This window comes from Bordetella genomosp. 10 (assembly GCF_002261225.1).
Lineage (GTDB): Bacteria > Pseudomonadota > Gammaproteobacteria > Burkholderiales > Burkholderiaceae_B > Bordetella_C.
In genome coordinates, this window is sequence record NZ_NEVM01000005.1 from 3,273,428 (window position 1) to 3,288,347 (window position 14,920).

14 protein-coding genes are annotated in these 14,920 nt (G+C 68.8%); 6 read left to right on the forward strand and 8 right to left on the reverse strand.

Features of this window, described 5'->3' with window-relative positions:
- Positions 1-41 precede the first annotated feature (41 nt).
- Entirely contained in the window at positions 42-1,373 is a 1,332-nt protein-coding gene (locus tag CAL29_RS30685; protein ID WP_256977831.1) for an MFS transporter, read from the forward strand.
- Here CAL29_RS30685 and CAL29_RS30690 read toward each other — a convergent pair.
- The 5 genes from CAL29_RS30690 to CAL29_RS30710 form a co-directional block, all read right to left on the reverse strand.
- Positions 1,364-2,506, reverse strand: coding sequence for a mandelate racemase/muconate lactonizing enzyme family protein (locus tag CAL29_RS30690; RefSeq protein WP_094856610.1), 1,143 nt, complete (start codon positions 2,504-2,506; stop codon positions 1,364-1,366). The genes CAL29_RS30685 and CAL29_RS30690 overlap by 10 nt on opposite strands.
- Positions 2,507-2,527: 21 nt before the next feature.
- The gene (locus CAL29_RS30695; protein ID WP_094856611.1) at positions 2,528-3,466 is read right to left on the reverse strand and encodes an NAD(P)-dependent oxidoreductase; all 939 of its coding nucleotides are present in this window, start codon (positions 3,464-3,466) and stop codon (positions 2,528-2,530) included.
- 52 nt (positions 3,467-3,518) lie between these two features.
- Complete coding sequence (locus CAL29_RS30700) at positions 3,519-4,415, reverse strand: fumarylacetoacetate hydrolase family protein (RefSeq protein ID WP_094856612.1); 897 nt, start codon at positions 4,413-4,415, stop codon at positions 3,519-3,521.
- Positions 4,416-4,428: 13 nt separating this feature from the next.
- Complete coding sequence (locus CAL29_RS30705; RefSeq protein WP_256977834.1) at positions 4,429-5,574, reverse strand: mandelate racemase/muconate lactonizing enzyme family protein; 1,146 nt, start codon at positions 5,572-5,574, stop codon at positions 4,429-4,431.
- Positions 5,575-5,646: 72 nt separating this feature from the next.
- Complete coding sequence (locus CAL29_RS30710) at positions 5,647-6,612, reverse strand: Bug family tripartite tricarboxylate transporter substrate binding protein (RefSeq protein WP_094856613.1); 966 nt, start codon at positions 6,610-6,612, stop codon at positions 5,647-5,649.
- Between the two features lie 180 nt (positions 6,613-6,792).
- Between CAL29_RS30710 and CAL29_RS30715 the strand changes: the two genes are divergently transcribed.
- The 5 genes from CAL29_RS30715 (at position 6,793) to CAL29_RS30735 (ending at position 12,257) form a co-directional block, all read left to right on the forward strand.
- On the forward strand, positions 6,793-7,518 hold the full coding sequence (locus CAL29_RS30715) for a GntR family transcriptional regulator (protein WP_094856614.1): 726 nt from the start codon (positions 6,793-6,795) through the stop codon (positions 7,516-7,518).
- Between the two features lie 140 nt (positions 7,519-7,658).
- Positions 7,659-7,967: a hypothetical protein gene (locus tag CAL29_RS30720; protein ID WP_094856615.1), complete on the forward strand. Its 309-nt coding sequence runs from the start codon at positions 7,659-7,661 to the stop codon at positions 7,965-7,967.
- A complete protein-coding gene (locus CAL29_RS30725; RefSeq protein ID WP_094856616.1) occupies positions 7,964-9,592 on the forward strand; it encodes a PepSY-associated TM helix domain-containing protein in 1,629 nt (542 codons plus the stop codon). Before CAL29_RS30720 ends, CAL29_RS30725 begins: the two co-directional genes overlap by 4 nt.
- Positions 9,592-9,921 carry a DUF3325 domain-containing protein gene (locus CAL29_RS30730; RefSeq protein ID WP_094856617.1) on the forward strand — a complete coding sequence of 110 codons (330 nt, stop codon included), beginning with the start codon at positions 9,592-9,594 and terminating at the stop codon, positions 9,919-9,921. Before CAL29_RS30725 ends, CAL29_RS30730 begins: the two co-directional genes overlap by 1 nt.
- Positions 9,922-10,334: 413 nt before the next feature.
- Positions 10,335-12,257 (forward strand): phospholipase D-like domain-containing protein, encoded by a 1,923-nt coding sequence (locus CAL29_RS30735; protein ID WP_094856618.1) that lies wholly within the window; start codon positions 10,335-10,337, stop codon positions 12,255-12,257.
- A gap of 90 nt (positions 12,258-12,347) precedes the next feature.
- Here the strand turns inward: CAL29_RS30735 and CAL29_RS30740 are convergent, their stop codons facing one another.
- From CAL29_RS30740 to CAL29_RS30750, 3 genes are read right to left on the reverse strand one after another with little or no spacing between them, the layout of a single operon-like run.
- Complete coding sequence (locus CAL29_RS30740) at positions 12,348-13,427, reverse strand: threonine aldolase family protein (RefSeq protein ID WP_094856619.1); 1,080 nt, start codon at positions 13,425-13,427, stop codon at positions 12,348-12,350.
- A gap of 27 nt (positions 13,428-13,454) precedes the next feature.
- Entirely contained in the window at positions 13,455-14,144 is a 690-nt protein-coding gene (locus CAL29_RS30745) for an amino acid ABC transporter permease (protein ID WP_094856620.1), read from the reverse strand.
- Between the two features lie 8 nt (positions 14,145-14,152).
- Positions 14,153-14,893 (reverse strand): amino acid ABC transporter permease, encoded by a 741-nt coding sequence (locus tag CAL29_RS30750; protein ID WP_094856621.1) that lies wholly within the window; start codon positions 14,891-14,893, stop codon positions 14,153-14,155.
- Positions 14,894-14,920: the final 27 nt, after the last annotated feature.

The following is a 14,920-nucleotide window of genomic DNA, read 5'->3' on the forward strand; positions in this document are numbered from 1 at the left end:
TGCCGCATACTGGCGGCCTGTCCATCAATACAAGCAGAAAAATGTCGATGAGCATCGGCGCGCCGGCGCATTCTTTTTTCGGATCCAAGGTCATCGCCGCCACCTTTGTGCTGGCGGTTTTCGGTTGGGGCGTGGGGTTCTACGGGCCGCCCGTCTTTTTGCAGTCGGTCGTGCGGCGCGGGGCGGCCGATGTGGCGTGGGCTTCGGCTGCCGTCACCTGGCACTTCGTGCTGGGCGCCTTCGTGGTGGCCAACCTGCCGCGGTTTTATCGGCGCGCGGGCGTGCCGCGCGTCACGGTGCTGGGGGCCGTCGTGCTGGCCCTGGGGGTGTATGGCTGGGGCATCGCCGCGACGCCCGCGCAATTGTTCCTGGCGGCGACGCTGAGCGGCGCCGGATGGGTGACGATGGGCGGGGCCGCCGTCAACGCCCTGATCGCGCCCTGGTACGTCGCGCGGCGGCCGTTGGCCCTGGGCACGGCCTACAACGGCGCCAGCCTGGGCGGCGTGGTGTTCTCGCCCTTGTGGGTGCTGCTGATCGGTGTCATGGGGCTCGACGGCGCGGCGATGGTCGTGGGCGTGGCGATGGTGGGCACGATGGCGTGGCTGGCCGCCGCCGTGTTCCGCCATACGCCGGCCTCCAAGGGGCAGTATCCGGATGGCGTATATGCCGGCGCCGGGCAAGATGGGGGTGTCACGGCGCCCCCGCCCGCCGCCACTGGGAGTAGCGGCACGGCCGATGCCGCAAGCGGCGATGGGGTTGGAGTACAAGCGCCGCCGGCGCCTTTGACGGATACCTGGAAGGACCGCCGCTTCCTTACCCTGTGCGCCGGCATGGCCCTGGGGCTGTTCGCGCAGATCGGCTTGATCGCCCACTTGTTCTCGTTGCTGGCGCCCGTCATGGGCGAGAAGGCGGCCGGCTTCGCCATGGGCCTGTGCACGGCCTGCGCGATCTTCGGCCGCATCGCGGTCGGCAGGCTGATGCCGCCGGGCACCGACCGTCGCCGGGTCGCGGCCATCGCCTACGGCTTGCAGGCGGCCGGCGTGCTCGCGCTGCTGATGAGCGTGTGGCTGCCGGCGCAGGAGGGCGCATTGGTGGGCGTGCTGCGCTGGGCCGGCCTGCTGTTGTTCGGCTCCGGCATCGGCAACGCCACTTCCTTGCCGCCGCTGATCGCGCAGACCGAATTCACGCGCGCCGACGCGCAGCGCGTGATTCCCTTGATCGTGGCGGTGTCGCAGGGCACCTATGCCTTCGCGCCGGCGCTGTTCGGCCTGCTGCGCGATCTCGGCGGCGCCGCCTGGCTGTTCCCGGTGGCGGCCGCCGTGCAGCTTGCCGCCATTGCCGCATTGCTGGCCTATTCACGTCCTCAAACGTAGCAAGGCCCTTCTATCAGGGGATGCGCGGCGAGGAATTTCTCGTCTATCTCCAGGCCCAGGCCGACGCCTTCGTAGGGGCGCACCATGCCGTCCTGGTCCAGGACGTAGGGCGGCTTGTCCATCATGTCGTCGCGGAAGGGATTGAGCGCGGTGACGTCGGCCTCGAAGTAGCCGGGGTTGTCCAGGGCGCACAGGTAATGGATGGTGGTGGCCATGTTGATCGCGGTGGCCGAGGTGTGCGGGTTGATGCTCAGCTTGGCCGACGCGGCGAGGGCGGCGATGCGCATGCCCTCGGTGACGCCGCCGCATTTGGACAGGTCGGGCTGGATGAAGCCCACGTCGCCGGCCGCCACCAGCGGCGCGAACTCGTAGCGCGTGTAGTGATTCTCGCCCGCGGCCAGGGGCACGCGGCCCAGCCGCGCCGCGCGCGCATAGGCTTGCGCGTCGTGCGCGGGAAAGGGTTCTTCCAGCCAGCCGACGTTCTGCTCTTCGTAGGCCGGCATGACGCGGCGCACGTCGTCGATGCCGTAGCTGGTGTTGGCGTCCACCAGGATGTCGACGTCGTCGCCCACCGCGGCGCGCACGGCGCGGACGCGGGCGATGTCGCGCGCCGGCGTATCGCCCACGCGCAGCTTGAGCGCGCGATAGCCTTGCTCGACGAAGCCCAGCGCTTCCTCGGCGAGTTGCGACGGCTCCTGCCAGCCCAGCGATATGCCGCCCGCATAGGCCTTCACGGGACGCGCCGCGCCGCCCAGCTGGCGGAACAGGGGCCATCCCGTGACCTGCGAGCGGATGTCCCACAAGGCCAGGTCCAGGCCGCTGAGCGCGAGCGCCGCCGCCGCGCCCATGCCGTGGCTGGCGAACTGCATTTTCAGGATGCGGGCGGTCACGCCGGCGACGTCCAGCGCATCCATGCCGACCACCAGTTCCCGCACCGTGGTGTCGAGCAGGCGCGCGATGGCGCCGGGGCAGCGCCCGTGATGCGATTCGCCCCATCCGGTCAGGCCTTCGTCGGTGCGCACCCGCACCAGCACGGCATCGCGCTTGACGCTGCGGCCTATGCCCAGCCGCACCGATTTCTCGGGCGGCACGGGAAAGGAGATGGGGACTGCCTGGATATCGGTGATTTTCATGGCGGCTCCTGCTCTATGGTTTCAAACGCGGTTCATGGGCTCATGCCCGGCGAGGATGCGCAGCATTTCGTCCACCGCGCCTTCGCTCATGCGGCGCATGCTGGCGGCGGTGGCTCCCGCCACGTGGGGCGTCAGCAGGACGTTCGGGCTGCGCAGGATGGGCGCGTCCGCCGGCAGCGGCTGCACGTCGTGCACGTCGAGCGCGGCGCCGGCCAGGCGCTCGTCCTCCAGCGCGCGCATCAGCGCGGCGGTGTCGACCACGGGTCCGCGCGCGACGTTGATCAGGATAGCGCCGGGCCGGACGACGGACAGCGCGGCTTCGTCCACCAGGCCGCGCGTGGCGTCGGTGAGCGGGCAACACAGCACGATGACGTCCGATTCGCGCATCAGTGTTTCCTTGTCGGCGGCCCGCACGCCCGGCGGCAATGTTTCGGGCCTGCGCGTCAGGCCCAGCACGCGCATGCCCAGCGCGCCCGCGACGGCGGCCAGGCGGCTGCCGATGGCGCCCACGCCCACGATGCCGCAGGTGGCGCCGCTCAATTCGCCGCTGCCCTCGCCCATGGCCCGCGCGGGGGCCCAGCCCTGTTCGCGCAGCATGCGGTCCATGCGCGCCAGGGGTCGCCGCAGATGCAGCATGGCGGCCACGCAGTACTCCACCACCGTGGCGGTATTGGCGCCGGGTACGTTGGCGACGGTGACCGGGAAGCGGCGGGCGGCCTCCATCGGGATCATGTCCAGGCCGACGCCATGCCGAACCACCGCCTTGAGCCGCGGCGCGTGTTCGAAGATGTCGGCGGGCAGCGGGTTGCGCACGATCACGCCCTGCGCCGGCGCGATCGCGCGCCGCAGGGTGTCCGGCTGCGGATCCGCCGCTTGGACGACGGTCGCGTGGCGGGCCAGCCGCGCGTGTTCATCGGGATGGATGGCGCTGGTCAACAGCACCACGGGAAGATCGCTCACTGGTGTGCCCTCCTGTCGTTGCGCGCCTGCCTCCCCGTGGGAGGATTTACGATCATGGCTTGCCCTCCGCGACGATGGGATTGTGCAGGGCGCCCAGGCCGTCGACTTCCGCGGTCATGGCGGATCCCGGGCGCAGCCAGGCGGGCGGATCGTGGGCGATGGCGACGCCGGCGGGCGTGCCGGTGGCGATGATGTCGCCCGGGTCCAGGGGCATCTGCGTCGAGGCATGGGCGATCAGTTCGGCGATGCCGAACACCAGGTCGGCGGTGTTGCCCTGTTGCCGCGATACGCCGTCCAACCGCAGGCGCACGCCCAGCGCGCCGGGGTCGGCGACCTCGTCGCGGGTGGCGATCCAGGGACCGCAGGGGCAGAACGTGGGTTGGCTCTTGCCGCGCACGAACGCCTTGTCGGCGCGGACCATGTCGCTGGCGCTGACGTCGTTGACGACGAGATAGCCGGCGACGTGGTCCATCGCGTGCGCGGCGTCGATACGCAGCGCCGTGCGGCCGATGACCACGCCCAGTTCGGCTTCGTACGTCACGTTGCCGACGTCCGCGGCCAGGCGCACGGGCTGGCCGGGACCGATCACGGTGCGGCCGGACTTGATGAAGATGACCGGCGCCGCTGGCGGCGGCATGCCGCGCTCGCGCAGCGCGTCGTGGAAGTTGAAGGCGGCCCCCACGACCTTGCCCGGACGCGGCAGGGGCGCCGCCAGCGTGGCCCCTGCCAGGGGCATGCAGGCGGCGTCGGCGAAGGCGGTGGCGTCCAGGCGCGCCGCCAGCGCGTCCAGGCCCGTTTCTATCCAGGCCAGCAGATCGGCCGGCAAGGCCGCGCACCACGGCGGGTTGGCCGCATGCGTGACGTCCACCGCCACGTCGACGCCGTCGCGGCGCAGGACAATGCCGGGAACGACGCATCCGCCGTCGCGCTGGAGCGAGATGAAGCGCATGTCGCGTCCTCCGTCAGGCGACGCGATAGCGGTCGAGCACGGCGCGCTTGATCTCGATGCCCAGGCCGGGGCCGGTGGGAATCTGCACGATGCCGCGCCGCTGTTCGATGGGCGTTTCCGTCAGCTCGTCGCGGAAGGGGTTTTCGCATTGCTCGAACTCCAGCAGCGGCGGCATGGGGCGGAAGCTCGGCGGCTGGTCCGGCAGCGCGGCAAGGAATTGCAGGGTGGCGGCCAGGCCGATGGCCGACCCCCACGCGTGGGGAACGCACTCCACGCCGTGGCTGATGGCCAGCGTGGCGATCTTGCGGCACTCGCTGATGCCGCCCGCGGCGCAGACGTCCGGCTGCACGATGTCCATGGCCTTGCGCGCGACGATGTCCCGAAAGCCCCAGCGGGTGAATTCGTTTTCGCCGCCGGCCACGGCCATGTCCAGGGCGCGGGTCACTTCGACATAGCCGTCCAGGTCTTCCGGCGAGATGGGTTCCTCGAACCATTCGACGTCCAGCGCCTCCAGCTCGCGCCCCAGGCGGATCGCGGCCGGCACGGTGAAGCAATGGTTGGCGTCCACCATCAGGCGCACGTCGCCGCCCACGGTCTCGCGCACCGCGCGCACCCGCCGCAGGTCCAGCTTGGGCGAGCCCAGCCCGATCTTCATCTTGATGGCCGTGAAGCCCTGCTGCACGTATTCGGCGGCCTCTTCCACGGCTTCTTCGATGAGGCGGTCCATGTCGATGAAGTACAGGCCGGTGGCATACGACTGCACCTCGGTGCGGTAGGCGCCGCCGATCAGCTTGTGCACCGGCTTGCCGCAGGACTTGCCGATGATGTCCCACAGCGCGATATCGATGCCGCTGAGCGCGGAGATGGCCATCCCCTTGCTGCCGTAGTCCTTGATGCGGTTGTACAGGTCGTCCCAGATCACCTCGACGTCGTGGGCGTCGCGGCCGACGATGCGCGGCGCGTACTGCGATTCGATATAGGCGCGCGCGACCTGGGCCGGTCCGTAGCATTCCCCCCAGCCGACGATGCCGTCGCGGGTCTCGATCTCGACGATGCAGGAACCGCGCGTCTTGTAGAGCCACCCGCGCGACGAGGTGAACGGGCGCTGCACGGGCGCGGCGACGACGTGGCAGGTGACTTTCTCGATGATGCTCATCATGTCCTCGATTTCAGGTTCTCGATCCGCGCGGCGCGGGAGCGCGCCGGCACGGCGGGGAAGATATCCGGCGGCTCAATGCTTGAAGACCTTGGCGGCCACGCTGTTCAGCGTGGTCTGCACGTCGCGCACTTCCTTGTCCAGCGCGTCGCCGGCAAGGTCGTCGACCAGGAAGCCGTTCTGCGCGGCGAAGTCCTTGTACTTCTGGCTCTGGATGGCCTTGCGGAAGGCATCGACGAGGCGCTGGCGTACCGGCGCCGGCAGACCCGCGGGCGCCACGACGTAGGCCATCTGCACCAGCGGGCCATAGGGAAAGACGTCGTAGCCTTTTTCCTTGAAGGTCGGCACGTCCGGATACAGCGCCAGCCGCGCATTGGCGAAGATGCCGATGGGACGCACGAAGCCGGCGTCGATCTGCGCCTTGCTTTCCGAGGGCTTGAGCACGGCCGCGTCGATCTGCTTGCCGGCCAGGTCGGTGATGACGCGCGATCCGCCGGTGTAGGGGACGTTGACGTAGCCCACGCCGGCGCTGCGCGCGGTCATCTCCGCGAAGATGTGGTTGAGGTTGTTGGTGCCCGGCGTGCCGATGGAGATCTTGCCGGGGTTCTTCTTCATGAGGGCGAGGAATTCATCCAGGTTCCTGGCCGGGCCGTTGGCCGGCACCAGCAGCATCAAGGGATCGGTGGAGACGCGGGCGATATGGGTGAATTGCTCGTTGCGCAGCGGCGTCAGGTTTTGCGCGATCTGCGCCAGGGTGGAGCTGGTGCCCATGCCCAGCACGTAGCCGTCGGGCGGCGAGGCCGCCACCTTGGCCAGGCCGATGGCGCCGGTGGCGCCCGGCTGGTTCTCCACGACCAGGGTGATGTGGTCGGCGCTGAGCAACTGTTGCAGCTCGCGCGCCGCGATGTCGTTCGAGCCTCCTGCGTTCCAGGGAACGATGAAGCGTATGGCATGGTCGGGAAAGCCGGCGGCCTGCGACGCGGCGAAAGGCAGCGCGCAGGCGAGCAGGCCGCTGGCAAGCAAGCGGGTAAGCGATGGCATGGTGGTCTCCTCCGAAGGTTCGCCGTCGTTGCGGCGGGGCTGCGCCTCTGTGGGCGATCGGTAGTCCGGTGCATGCTAGCATTCGTTATAACGAATAACAATGGAAATTTTGGACGGCGTTCCCACGGGAGGAAGTGAGAAAATAGGCCCCCATCGGTCCAGCCATCAGGTAAATCCAGCATGCCCCACGCGAAATCCGCGCCCCTTCCCGGCAGCGGCGCCAAGCCGACCGCCCTGCGGCCCATAGACCGGGAAACCCTGTGGGACCGCTCCTACGCCGCCCTGCGCGAGGCCTTGCTGAGCGGGCGCTACGAGCCGGGGCATCGCATCGTGCTGCGGGAGGTGGCGGCCGAATTGGGCATCAGCCTGACGCCGGTGCGCGACGCGGTGAACCACCTGATCGCCGAGCGCGTGCTCAAGCGGGGTTCCGGCGGGCAGGGGGGCGGCGCGGTCGTGCCGGACATCGACGCCGGCCAGTTGCAGCAGTTGCTGATCATGCGGGCCGAGCTCGAAGGGCGCGCGGCCTATGAGGCGGCGGCGCACGTGACGGCGGCCGACCTCGACAAGCTGCGCGGCCTGGTGGCCGACATGCGCCGCCTCATCGACGCGCCGGCGAACGAGGGCTACCTGGACGCCCACCGCCAGTTCCATTTCCATATCTACGCCTTGAGCGGCCTGGACCTGATCGAGGACGCCATCGAAATGCTGTGGTTGCGCTGCGGTCCGGTTCTCAATCTGGTGCTGCCCGAGTACGTGCCTTTCCTCAAGCGCATGGATTACCACGCCGCGGCCGTCGAGGCCCTGGCGCGCGGCGACGCCGAGGGCGCCAGCCGCGCCATCCGCTCCGATATCGAGGAAGCGGGCCGCTACATGCATGGTTTGCTGCGGGCCAGACAGGCGTCGTAGGGCATCCACGCCGGCGGCGGAAAGGAAGCCCGGCGGCCCAAAATAATAGGAATAACTCTCATTTGTATTAGAATCGGGAGTTTGTCCACGCGCGCCCATGCGCCGCCGCGCCCCATTCGGCGCGCGGCCGACCGATTCCGATGCCCGCCAACGCTTCCCCTTCGCTCCTCGCCTACCGCTGCGCCGTGCTGTCGCGGGTCCTGGCCGCCGGTCCCGCCGGTTACCTGTTCGCGTATACGGCGACGACGCTGAGCGCCCACCTGCTGCTGCGCGTCGTCACGCGCGCCGACGCCGCGCTTGGCGCGACCATGATCGGCTTCCTGGTCTATGCCATCGCCGTGCTGGTCGTGTTCGCTTGCGCGAACGCCCGGCGCGCCTGGGCCTGGGTGCTGGGCGGCGCCTTGCTGTGCTACGGCCTGGACCGCCTGCTGATGGGAGCGGCGTCATGAGGCCCGACGGCAAGCCCGAGGGATTGCGCCAGTCCATGTCCTGGCTGCACACCTATGCCGGGCTGCTGCTGGGCTGGCTGCTGTTCGCGATGTTCCTGACCGGCACGCTGAGCTACGTGCGCGACGAGATCTCCGCCTGGATGAAGCCGCCGGTGCAGCATTCTTTCGCCGACGCGCACACCGCCGACCGCGCCGTCGAAGCCTTGCGCAAGCTGGCGCCGGACGCGGAGCAGTGGACCGTCGAGCTGCCCACCGTCCGGCAACCCGCGGTGGAAGTGAGCTGGCGCGCGAAGGGCGCGCCGCAGGACAGGCGCGGCCGCAAGGTCGTCACGCTGGATGCCGGCACGGGTGAGGTCCTGAAGGTGCCCGAAACCCGCGGCGCGGATTTCTTCTACCGCTTCCATTTCGAGTTCTACGGCCTGTCCGTCTACACCGGACGCATCCTGGCCGGCATCGCGGCCTTCTTCATGCTGGTGGCCATCATCAGCGGCGTGATCACGCACAAGAAGATATTCGTCGAGTTCTTCACCTTCCGCCCGCGCAAGGGCCAACGCTCCTGGCTGGACGCGCACAACGCGCTGGCGGTCCTGGGCCTGCCCTTCCACTTCGTCCTGACCTTCACCGGCCTGCTGCTGCTCATGTTCATGCTGCTGCCCTGGGGCCTGGACGCGGCCTACGACGGGCAGCGCATGCAGTTCTACCAGGAACGGCGCGTCCTGCTGGAACCCAAGCTGCAGCGTCCCGCCGATGCGCCGCCGCCGGCGGCCGGCGTGCTGGCGCTGGACGAAATCCTGCGCGACGCCGACCGGCAATGGGACGGACGCGGCGTCGACTCCTTCCTGGTCCGGCATCCCGGCCAGGCCGACAGCACGGTGGAGCTGCGTCCCGCCTCCAGCGATCGCATGACGGACTACCCCGCGCGCCGGCTGTACTACGCGGCCGACGGCACGCGCCTGGACGCGCCGCCCGAGCCGCCGACGGCCTGGAGCACGGACGTCTATCGCACCATGATCAACGTGCACATCGGCCGCTTCGCGGGACCGGCGCTGCGCTGGATGTTCTTCCTGTCCGGCATCGCGGGCACGCTGATGGTCGCCACGGGGCTGATCCTGTGGGTGGTCAAGCGCCTGCCCGAACGCCGCAAGGCGGGCGCCACGCCGTTCAGCCATCGCCTGGTGGAGGTGCTCAACGTGGGCGCCATCGGCGGTCTGTCGGTCGCCATCGCCGGCTATTTCTGGCTCAATCACCTGTTGCCCGCCGACTTGCCGGATCGCGCGTTGTGGGAGATACGCGGTTTCTTCTGCCTGTGGCTGCTGGGCGCGCTGCATCCCCTGCTGCGTACGCACCGGCAGGCCTGGGTGGAGCAACTGAGCGTTGCGGCCGTGCTGCTGTTCCTGTTGCCGGCGCTCAATGCGCTCACGGGCGGCCTGCCCTTGTGGCGCAGCCTGGCGCGCGGGCAATGGAGCGTCGCGGGCTTCGAATTGAGCGCGATGGCCGTGGCCGTGCTGCTGGCCTTCGCGATCCGCAAGGTGCGCGCGGGCGCCGTGGCGGGCGCGCCGCGCAAGACGGCGGCCGCCAAGCGCGCGCGCGTGGCCGACGCCGGTGAAATCGGAGTGCAGCAGTAATGGCCTGGGTTTGCCTGCTATTGGCGTTCGCCGGTTTCGGCGCGATCGCCGCGTCCATGGACCGTCACTACGAAGACCTGCTGGGGCATGAGCCGGCGGCGCGCACGCGGCGCATCCTGCGCGGCGTCGGCTACGCGGTGCTGGCGCTGGCCCTGTGGCCGGCGATTGCCGGCTGGGGGCCGTCGGTGGGGCCGGTGCTGTGGTTCGGCGCCCTGACCCTGGCCGCGCTGCCATTGGGCCTGCTGCTCACATATCGGCCGGCATGGGCCCGGCGCGCGGCGTGCGCCGCGTTTCCGCTGGCGCTGTTGCTTTGGGGGCTTGCCGCCTGAGGACGGGTGGCGGCTGGCGGCGGGCGTCAGCATATCCACCGTCGTGCGAACCCGGCTCGAAACGGCCGCCCGCATCGCTGACGGACTCACCCGGTTGCGCCTGGCAGTCCTCGACGGCCCCGAAGAACATCAGACAAGCGACGGTTCCGCGATCACCGCCGCCCACCCACTTGGCTCAGGACCGGCATGCGCCTCATGGGCGCCACGTCGTAGGTGCGAGCCAGCCAAGCGGCCCCCACCGCGCCACGGCGCGTCTGCCGGCCCAACGCCTTCTCCCCCGCTGCGCTGGATACCCGCCCGCTGTAGATACCTGCGGCAGACGCCCTTCGTAGCCGCAGGAAGCTGACTTATCGATGTCAAGATCATGTCGTTATATATCGAGAGGACCTCAAACAACGGCGAGGAGCTCGGGGATGGCGAACATCGTTAAGGCAAAAGCCTTCTGCAACGACGAAGTGGCCTATCTGGCCTGGGAGACCGATGGGAAGATCCCGGAATGCCTGGGCTTCATGGTCACCCGCATCTTTTTGGATACCGGCGAGCGGCGCATCTTGCCGACCTGGGTGGCCTTCAAATCCCAGTCCAATCCCGATTGGGAAGAACAGGACACCAGTGTGTGGCCGATCCAGAAGTTCTCCTGGCGCGATCTGACCCTGCGCAAGAGCCGCAACACCTTGGCGGCCCGTTCGGGTCCGCTGCGCGTGAAATACGAGATTCAGCCGGTCGGTCCGATGAAGGCGGGGCTCACGCCCGTGCCGCCCAGCGACACGGCCCAGCCCGGCAAGTACAAGGGCAAGGCGATACCGCTCGCGTTCTACGGCGACGCCTTCGAGACCAACGAAATTCTCGCTTCCAACGACCTGGGCGAGATCAGCGTCGGGTTCAACAACGGCATCCTTTCGACGCAGAACCTGCGCAAACAACTGCGCACGCCCAAGGGCAAAGCGCCGAGCCCCAAGCAGGTGGAAAAGCGCATCGGCACGGTGGGCGATCCGTTGCGCGACTTCCTGGCCGGCGATGTCCTGCCCATGCTGCGCACGCTGTTTCTGCGCGCCGAAGCCAGGAACGGAACGATCTACGCCGCGCTGTACGAGCTGAGCGACCCGGAGTTGATCGACCTGCTGGTACGGCACGCCGATCGGCTGAACCTGATCCTCACGACCGCCGGCAAGAACGACAAGGGCGAGTGGGATACGACGAACGCCGACGCCCGCGAGCGCCTGCACAAGGCCATCGGCGCCAAGCGCATGCAGGACCGGATGTTCAACACCAGCGAGGGCATCGGCCACAACAAGTTCGCCGTGCTGGTGGTAGACGGCGAGCCGGAGGCGGTCTGGACGGGCAGCACCAACTGGACGCCCACCGGCCTATGCGGCCAGACCAACAACACCATCGTGTTCCGCACCCGCGACGTCGCGCAGTGCTATCTCGATTACTGGAACCGCCTGCACGCGGACAAGCAGCCCGTGCCCAAGCCGCTGTCCAAGCCCAACAAGGCCAACCAGGGCACGGCCCTGCGCGAGGCGGACCGCCAGCCGTCGAACGTCGCCATCGACGGCGGCGCCACGCAGGTCCAACTGTGGTTCTCCCCCAATACCGAGCGGCGCCTGAGCCCCAAAACCCGCACGGTGCCGCCGGACCTGGCGGTGCTGTTCGACCTCATGTCCAAGGCGAAACATGCGATCTTCTTCCTGGTCTTCAACCCAGGCCGCACCGCCGAGGACGCCCGGGAGGACCCCAACACGGCGGTATCGGCGGCGCTCACCTTCGGTAGCTATCGGTCGGACCTGTTCGTCGCCGGCGTGATCAGCGATCCCACGGCCATGCCGGGTTACCAGCCGCGCGACAAGAACGAGCCCAAGGTGACCCTGCCGGCCATCTACGCTCCCACCGGGGTTCCCAACGTGCTGATGGTGCGGGCCGCGGAGATCGAAGACCCGATCGGCGACTTCGACAAGGAGTTGCTGAAGGTAGGGCACGCGATCGTGCACGACAAGATCGTGGTGATCGATCCGATGTCGGAAGCCGACTGCGTCGTGGTCACCGGCAGCCACAACCTCGGCTTCAAGGCGTCCTACGCCAACGACGAGAACCTGGCGATCATCCGTGGCAACCAGGCGCTGGCCTGCGCCTACGCGGTGCACGTGCTGGATGTCCACGAGCACTACCGCTTCCGGGCCGTCCAGGCCGAGATCCGGCGCGACGCGGAGCTTGCCGGCAAGCCTGTGAAGCATGCGGTGAACCGGGGTTTTCTCAACGAGAACGACGCCTGGCAGGACAAATACGTCACGCCCAACCAGGCGGACCTGCGCAGCTACTTACTGGCGGACCAATAAGACGGACCCATACGGCGAATCCATCAAAGGAAGGGCGACCCGCGAGCCGCCGCGCCCTCGAAGTTCACGCACACTGGAATCATCGGCGTCTCAAGCCTGTCCGTGCCGCGCCAGCACCGCGCGTATCGAATCCAGCGCGCGCGCGATATGGCTGTCCTCGATGTGCCGGTGCGTGACGCAGCGCAGGCGCGCCGCGCCCCAGGGACGCACGGCCAGGCCGGCCGCTTCGAGGTCACGCACCCAGGCAGCGCTGTCGCGTCCGCTGCGCGACACGTCCAGTTGCACGATATTGGTCTGCGGCACGGTGGCGCGCAGGACGCCTTGCATGGCGTTGACCCCGTCGCTCAGCAGGCGCGCCCGGGCGTGATCCTGCGCCAGCCGCGCGCCCATGTGCTCCACCGCGTACAAGCCCGCCGCCGCCATCAGGCCGGCCTGGCGCTGCGTGCCGCCTATCATGCGGCGCAGCGCGCGGGCGCGCTCGATGACCGCGGCCGGGCCGCTCAGCACCGCGCCGACCGGCGCGCTCAATCCCTTGGACAGGCACAGGGACACGGTGTCCGCATGGCGCGCGACGGCGTCCGGCGCCACGCCCAGGGCCACCGCCGCGTTGAACAGGCGCGCGCCATCCAGATGCACCGCGATGCCGCGCGCGGCCGCCAGCTCATGGACCGCGCGCATGTAGTCCAGGGACGGCACGGCGCCGGCGGCGTTGTTGTGCGAGGTTTCCATCGCCACCAGCGAGGTCTTCAGCTTGTGGCCGCCGCCCTGCACGCCTTCGGCCAGGCGGTCCAGGTCCATGGCGCCTTCCACGCCGGGCACGCCCAGGTAGAAGAGATTGGTGAAGGTGGCGGCGCCGCGTTCCGACGTGTACATGTGGGCGTTAGCTTCCAGCACCACCTGTTCGCGGCTGGCGGTCTGCGCCAGCACCGCCAGCAGGTTGGCCATGGTGCAGCTCGGCACGAACAGGCCCGCGTTCTTGCCCAGGCGCGCGGCCACGGCGCTTTCCAGTTGGCGCACGGAGGGATCGCCGTCCAGCCCGTCGTCGCCGATGGGCGCGGCGCGCATGGCCTCCAGCATGGCCTCGGTGGGCCGCGTGACGGTGTCGCTGCGCAGGTCGACGAAGTGGCCGGGAAGTTCGGTCTGGAGGGGATTGGAAAGAGAGGCTGCCATGCGGGTTCTTCTGGGTGGCGGCGCGCGTCAGCGCGCGGGAACGATGCGTTTCTCCAGCAGCTTGACCGATTGCGAGGCCACGAAGCTGATGAGGATGTAGACGACGGCGACGAAGACGTAGAGTTCGACCAGGCGGCCGTCGCGCTGGCCGATCTTGGAGGCCGCGCCGAGGAAGTCCGTCAGCGCCAGCACGTACACCAGGGAGGTGTCCTGGAACAGGATGATGACCCGCGTCAGCAGCGCCGGCACCATGTTGCGCACGGCCTGCGGCAGCACGATGCTGAACATGGTCTGGCGCGGCGTCAGGCCCAGGGCGATGCCGGCGTGGAACTGGCCGCGCGCGATGGACTGGATGCCGGCGCGCATGATCTCGCAGAAATACGCGGCCTCGAACATCGAGAACGTGATCACCGCCGAGTTGAAGGCGCCGACCTGGATGGGCCGCGGCGCATGCAGGATCCAGGCGCCCAGGTAAGGCACCAGGAAGTAGAACCAGAAGATCACCAGCAGCAAGGGAATCGAGCGCATGGTGTTGACGTAGATCGTCGCCGGCAGCGACAGGATCTTCAGCGGCGACAGCCGCATCAGCGCCAGCAGCGTGCCGATCACCAGGCCGGCGAGACCGGCCAGGCCGGTCAGCGTCAGCGTGAAGGTCATGCCGGTGCCGAACAGGTAAGGCAGCGCGTCGCGGATGACGCCGAAATCGAAATTGCCCATGCCGGTCCTCAGCGCTTGCCGGCGATGAGGCCGGGCACCGCGTAGCGTTTTTCGAGGCCGCGCAGGCTCAGCACCACGATGCCGTTGATGACCAGGTAGACCAGCGTGGCGGCGCTGAAGGCCTCGAAGATGTGGAAGCTGAATTCCTGCATGGCGCGCGCCTGCCCCGTCAGCTCCAGCAGGCCGATGGTCAGCGCCACGGACGAATACTTGATGGTGCCCATGAATTCCGAGGTCAGCGGCGCGATGACGATGCGGTAGGCCTCGGGCAGGATGATGTGGCGATAGACCTGCGGCTGGCTCAGGCCCAGCGCGGTGCCGGCCTGGAACTGGCCGCGCGGCAGTGACTGTATGCCGGCGCGGATCTGCTCGCAGACGCGCGACGCGCCGTACAGGGTGAGGCACAGCAGGGCCGGCACGAATTGCCCCCAGGGCTGCGGCATCTGCTTGATGGCCAGGCCCAGCGGCTTGGGCACGACCTCCGGCACGACGAAGTACCAGAGGAACATCTGCACCAGCAGCGGACAATTGCGGAAGAGTTCCACGTACAGCGTGCCGGCGGCGCGCAGCGCGCGCGACGTGCAGGTGCGGAACACCGCCAACAGCGAACCCAGCGCCATCGCCAGCACCCAGGTGGAAAGGGAAAGCGCCAGCGTCCAGCCGGCCCCCATCGCCAGGGTCTCCAGGAAGGTGTGCACGCCGTCGGGCGACATATCCAGGAAGACCCGCCAGCTCCAGTCGTAGTTCATGCGCGTGTCCAGGAAGGGCCCGGATCA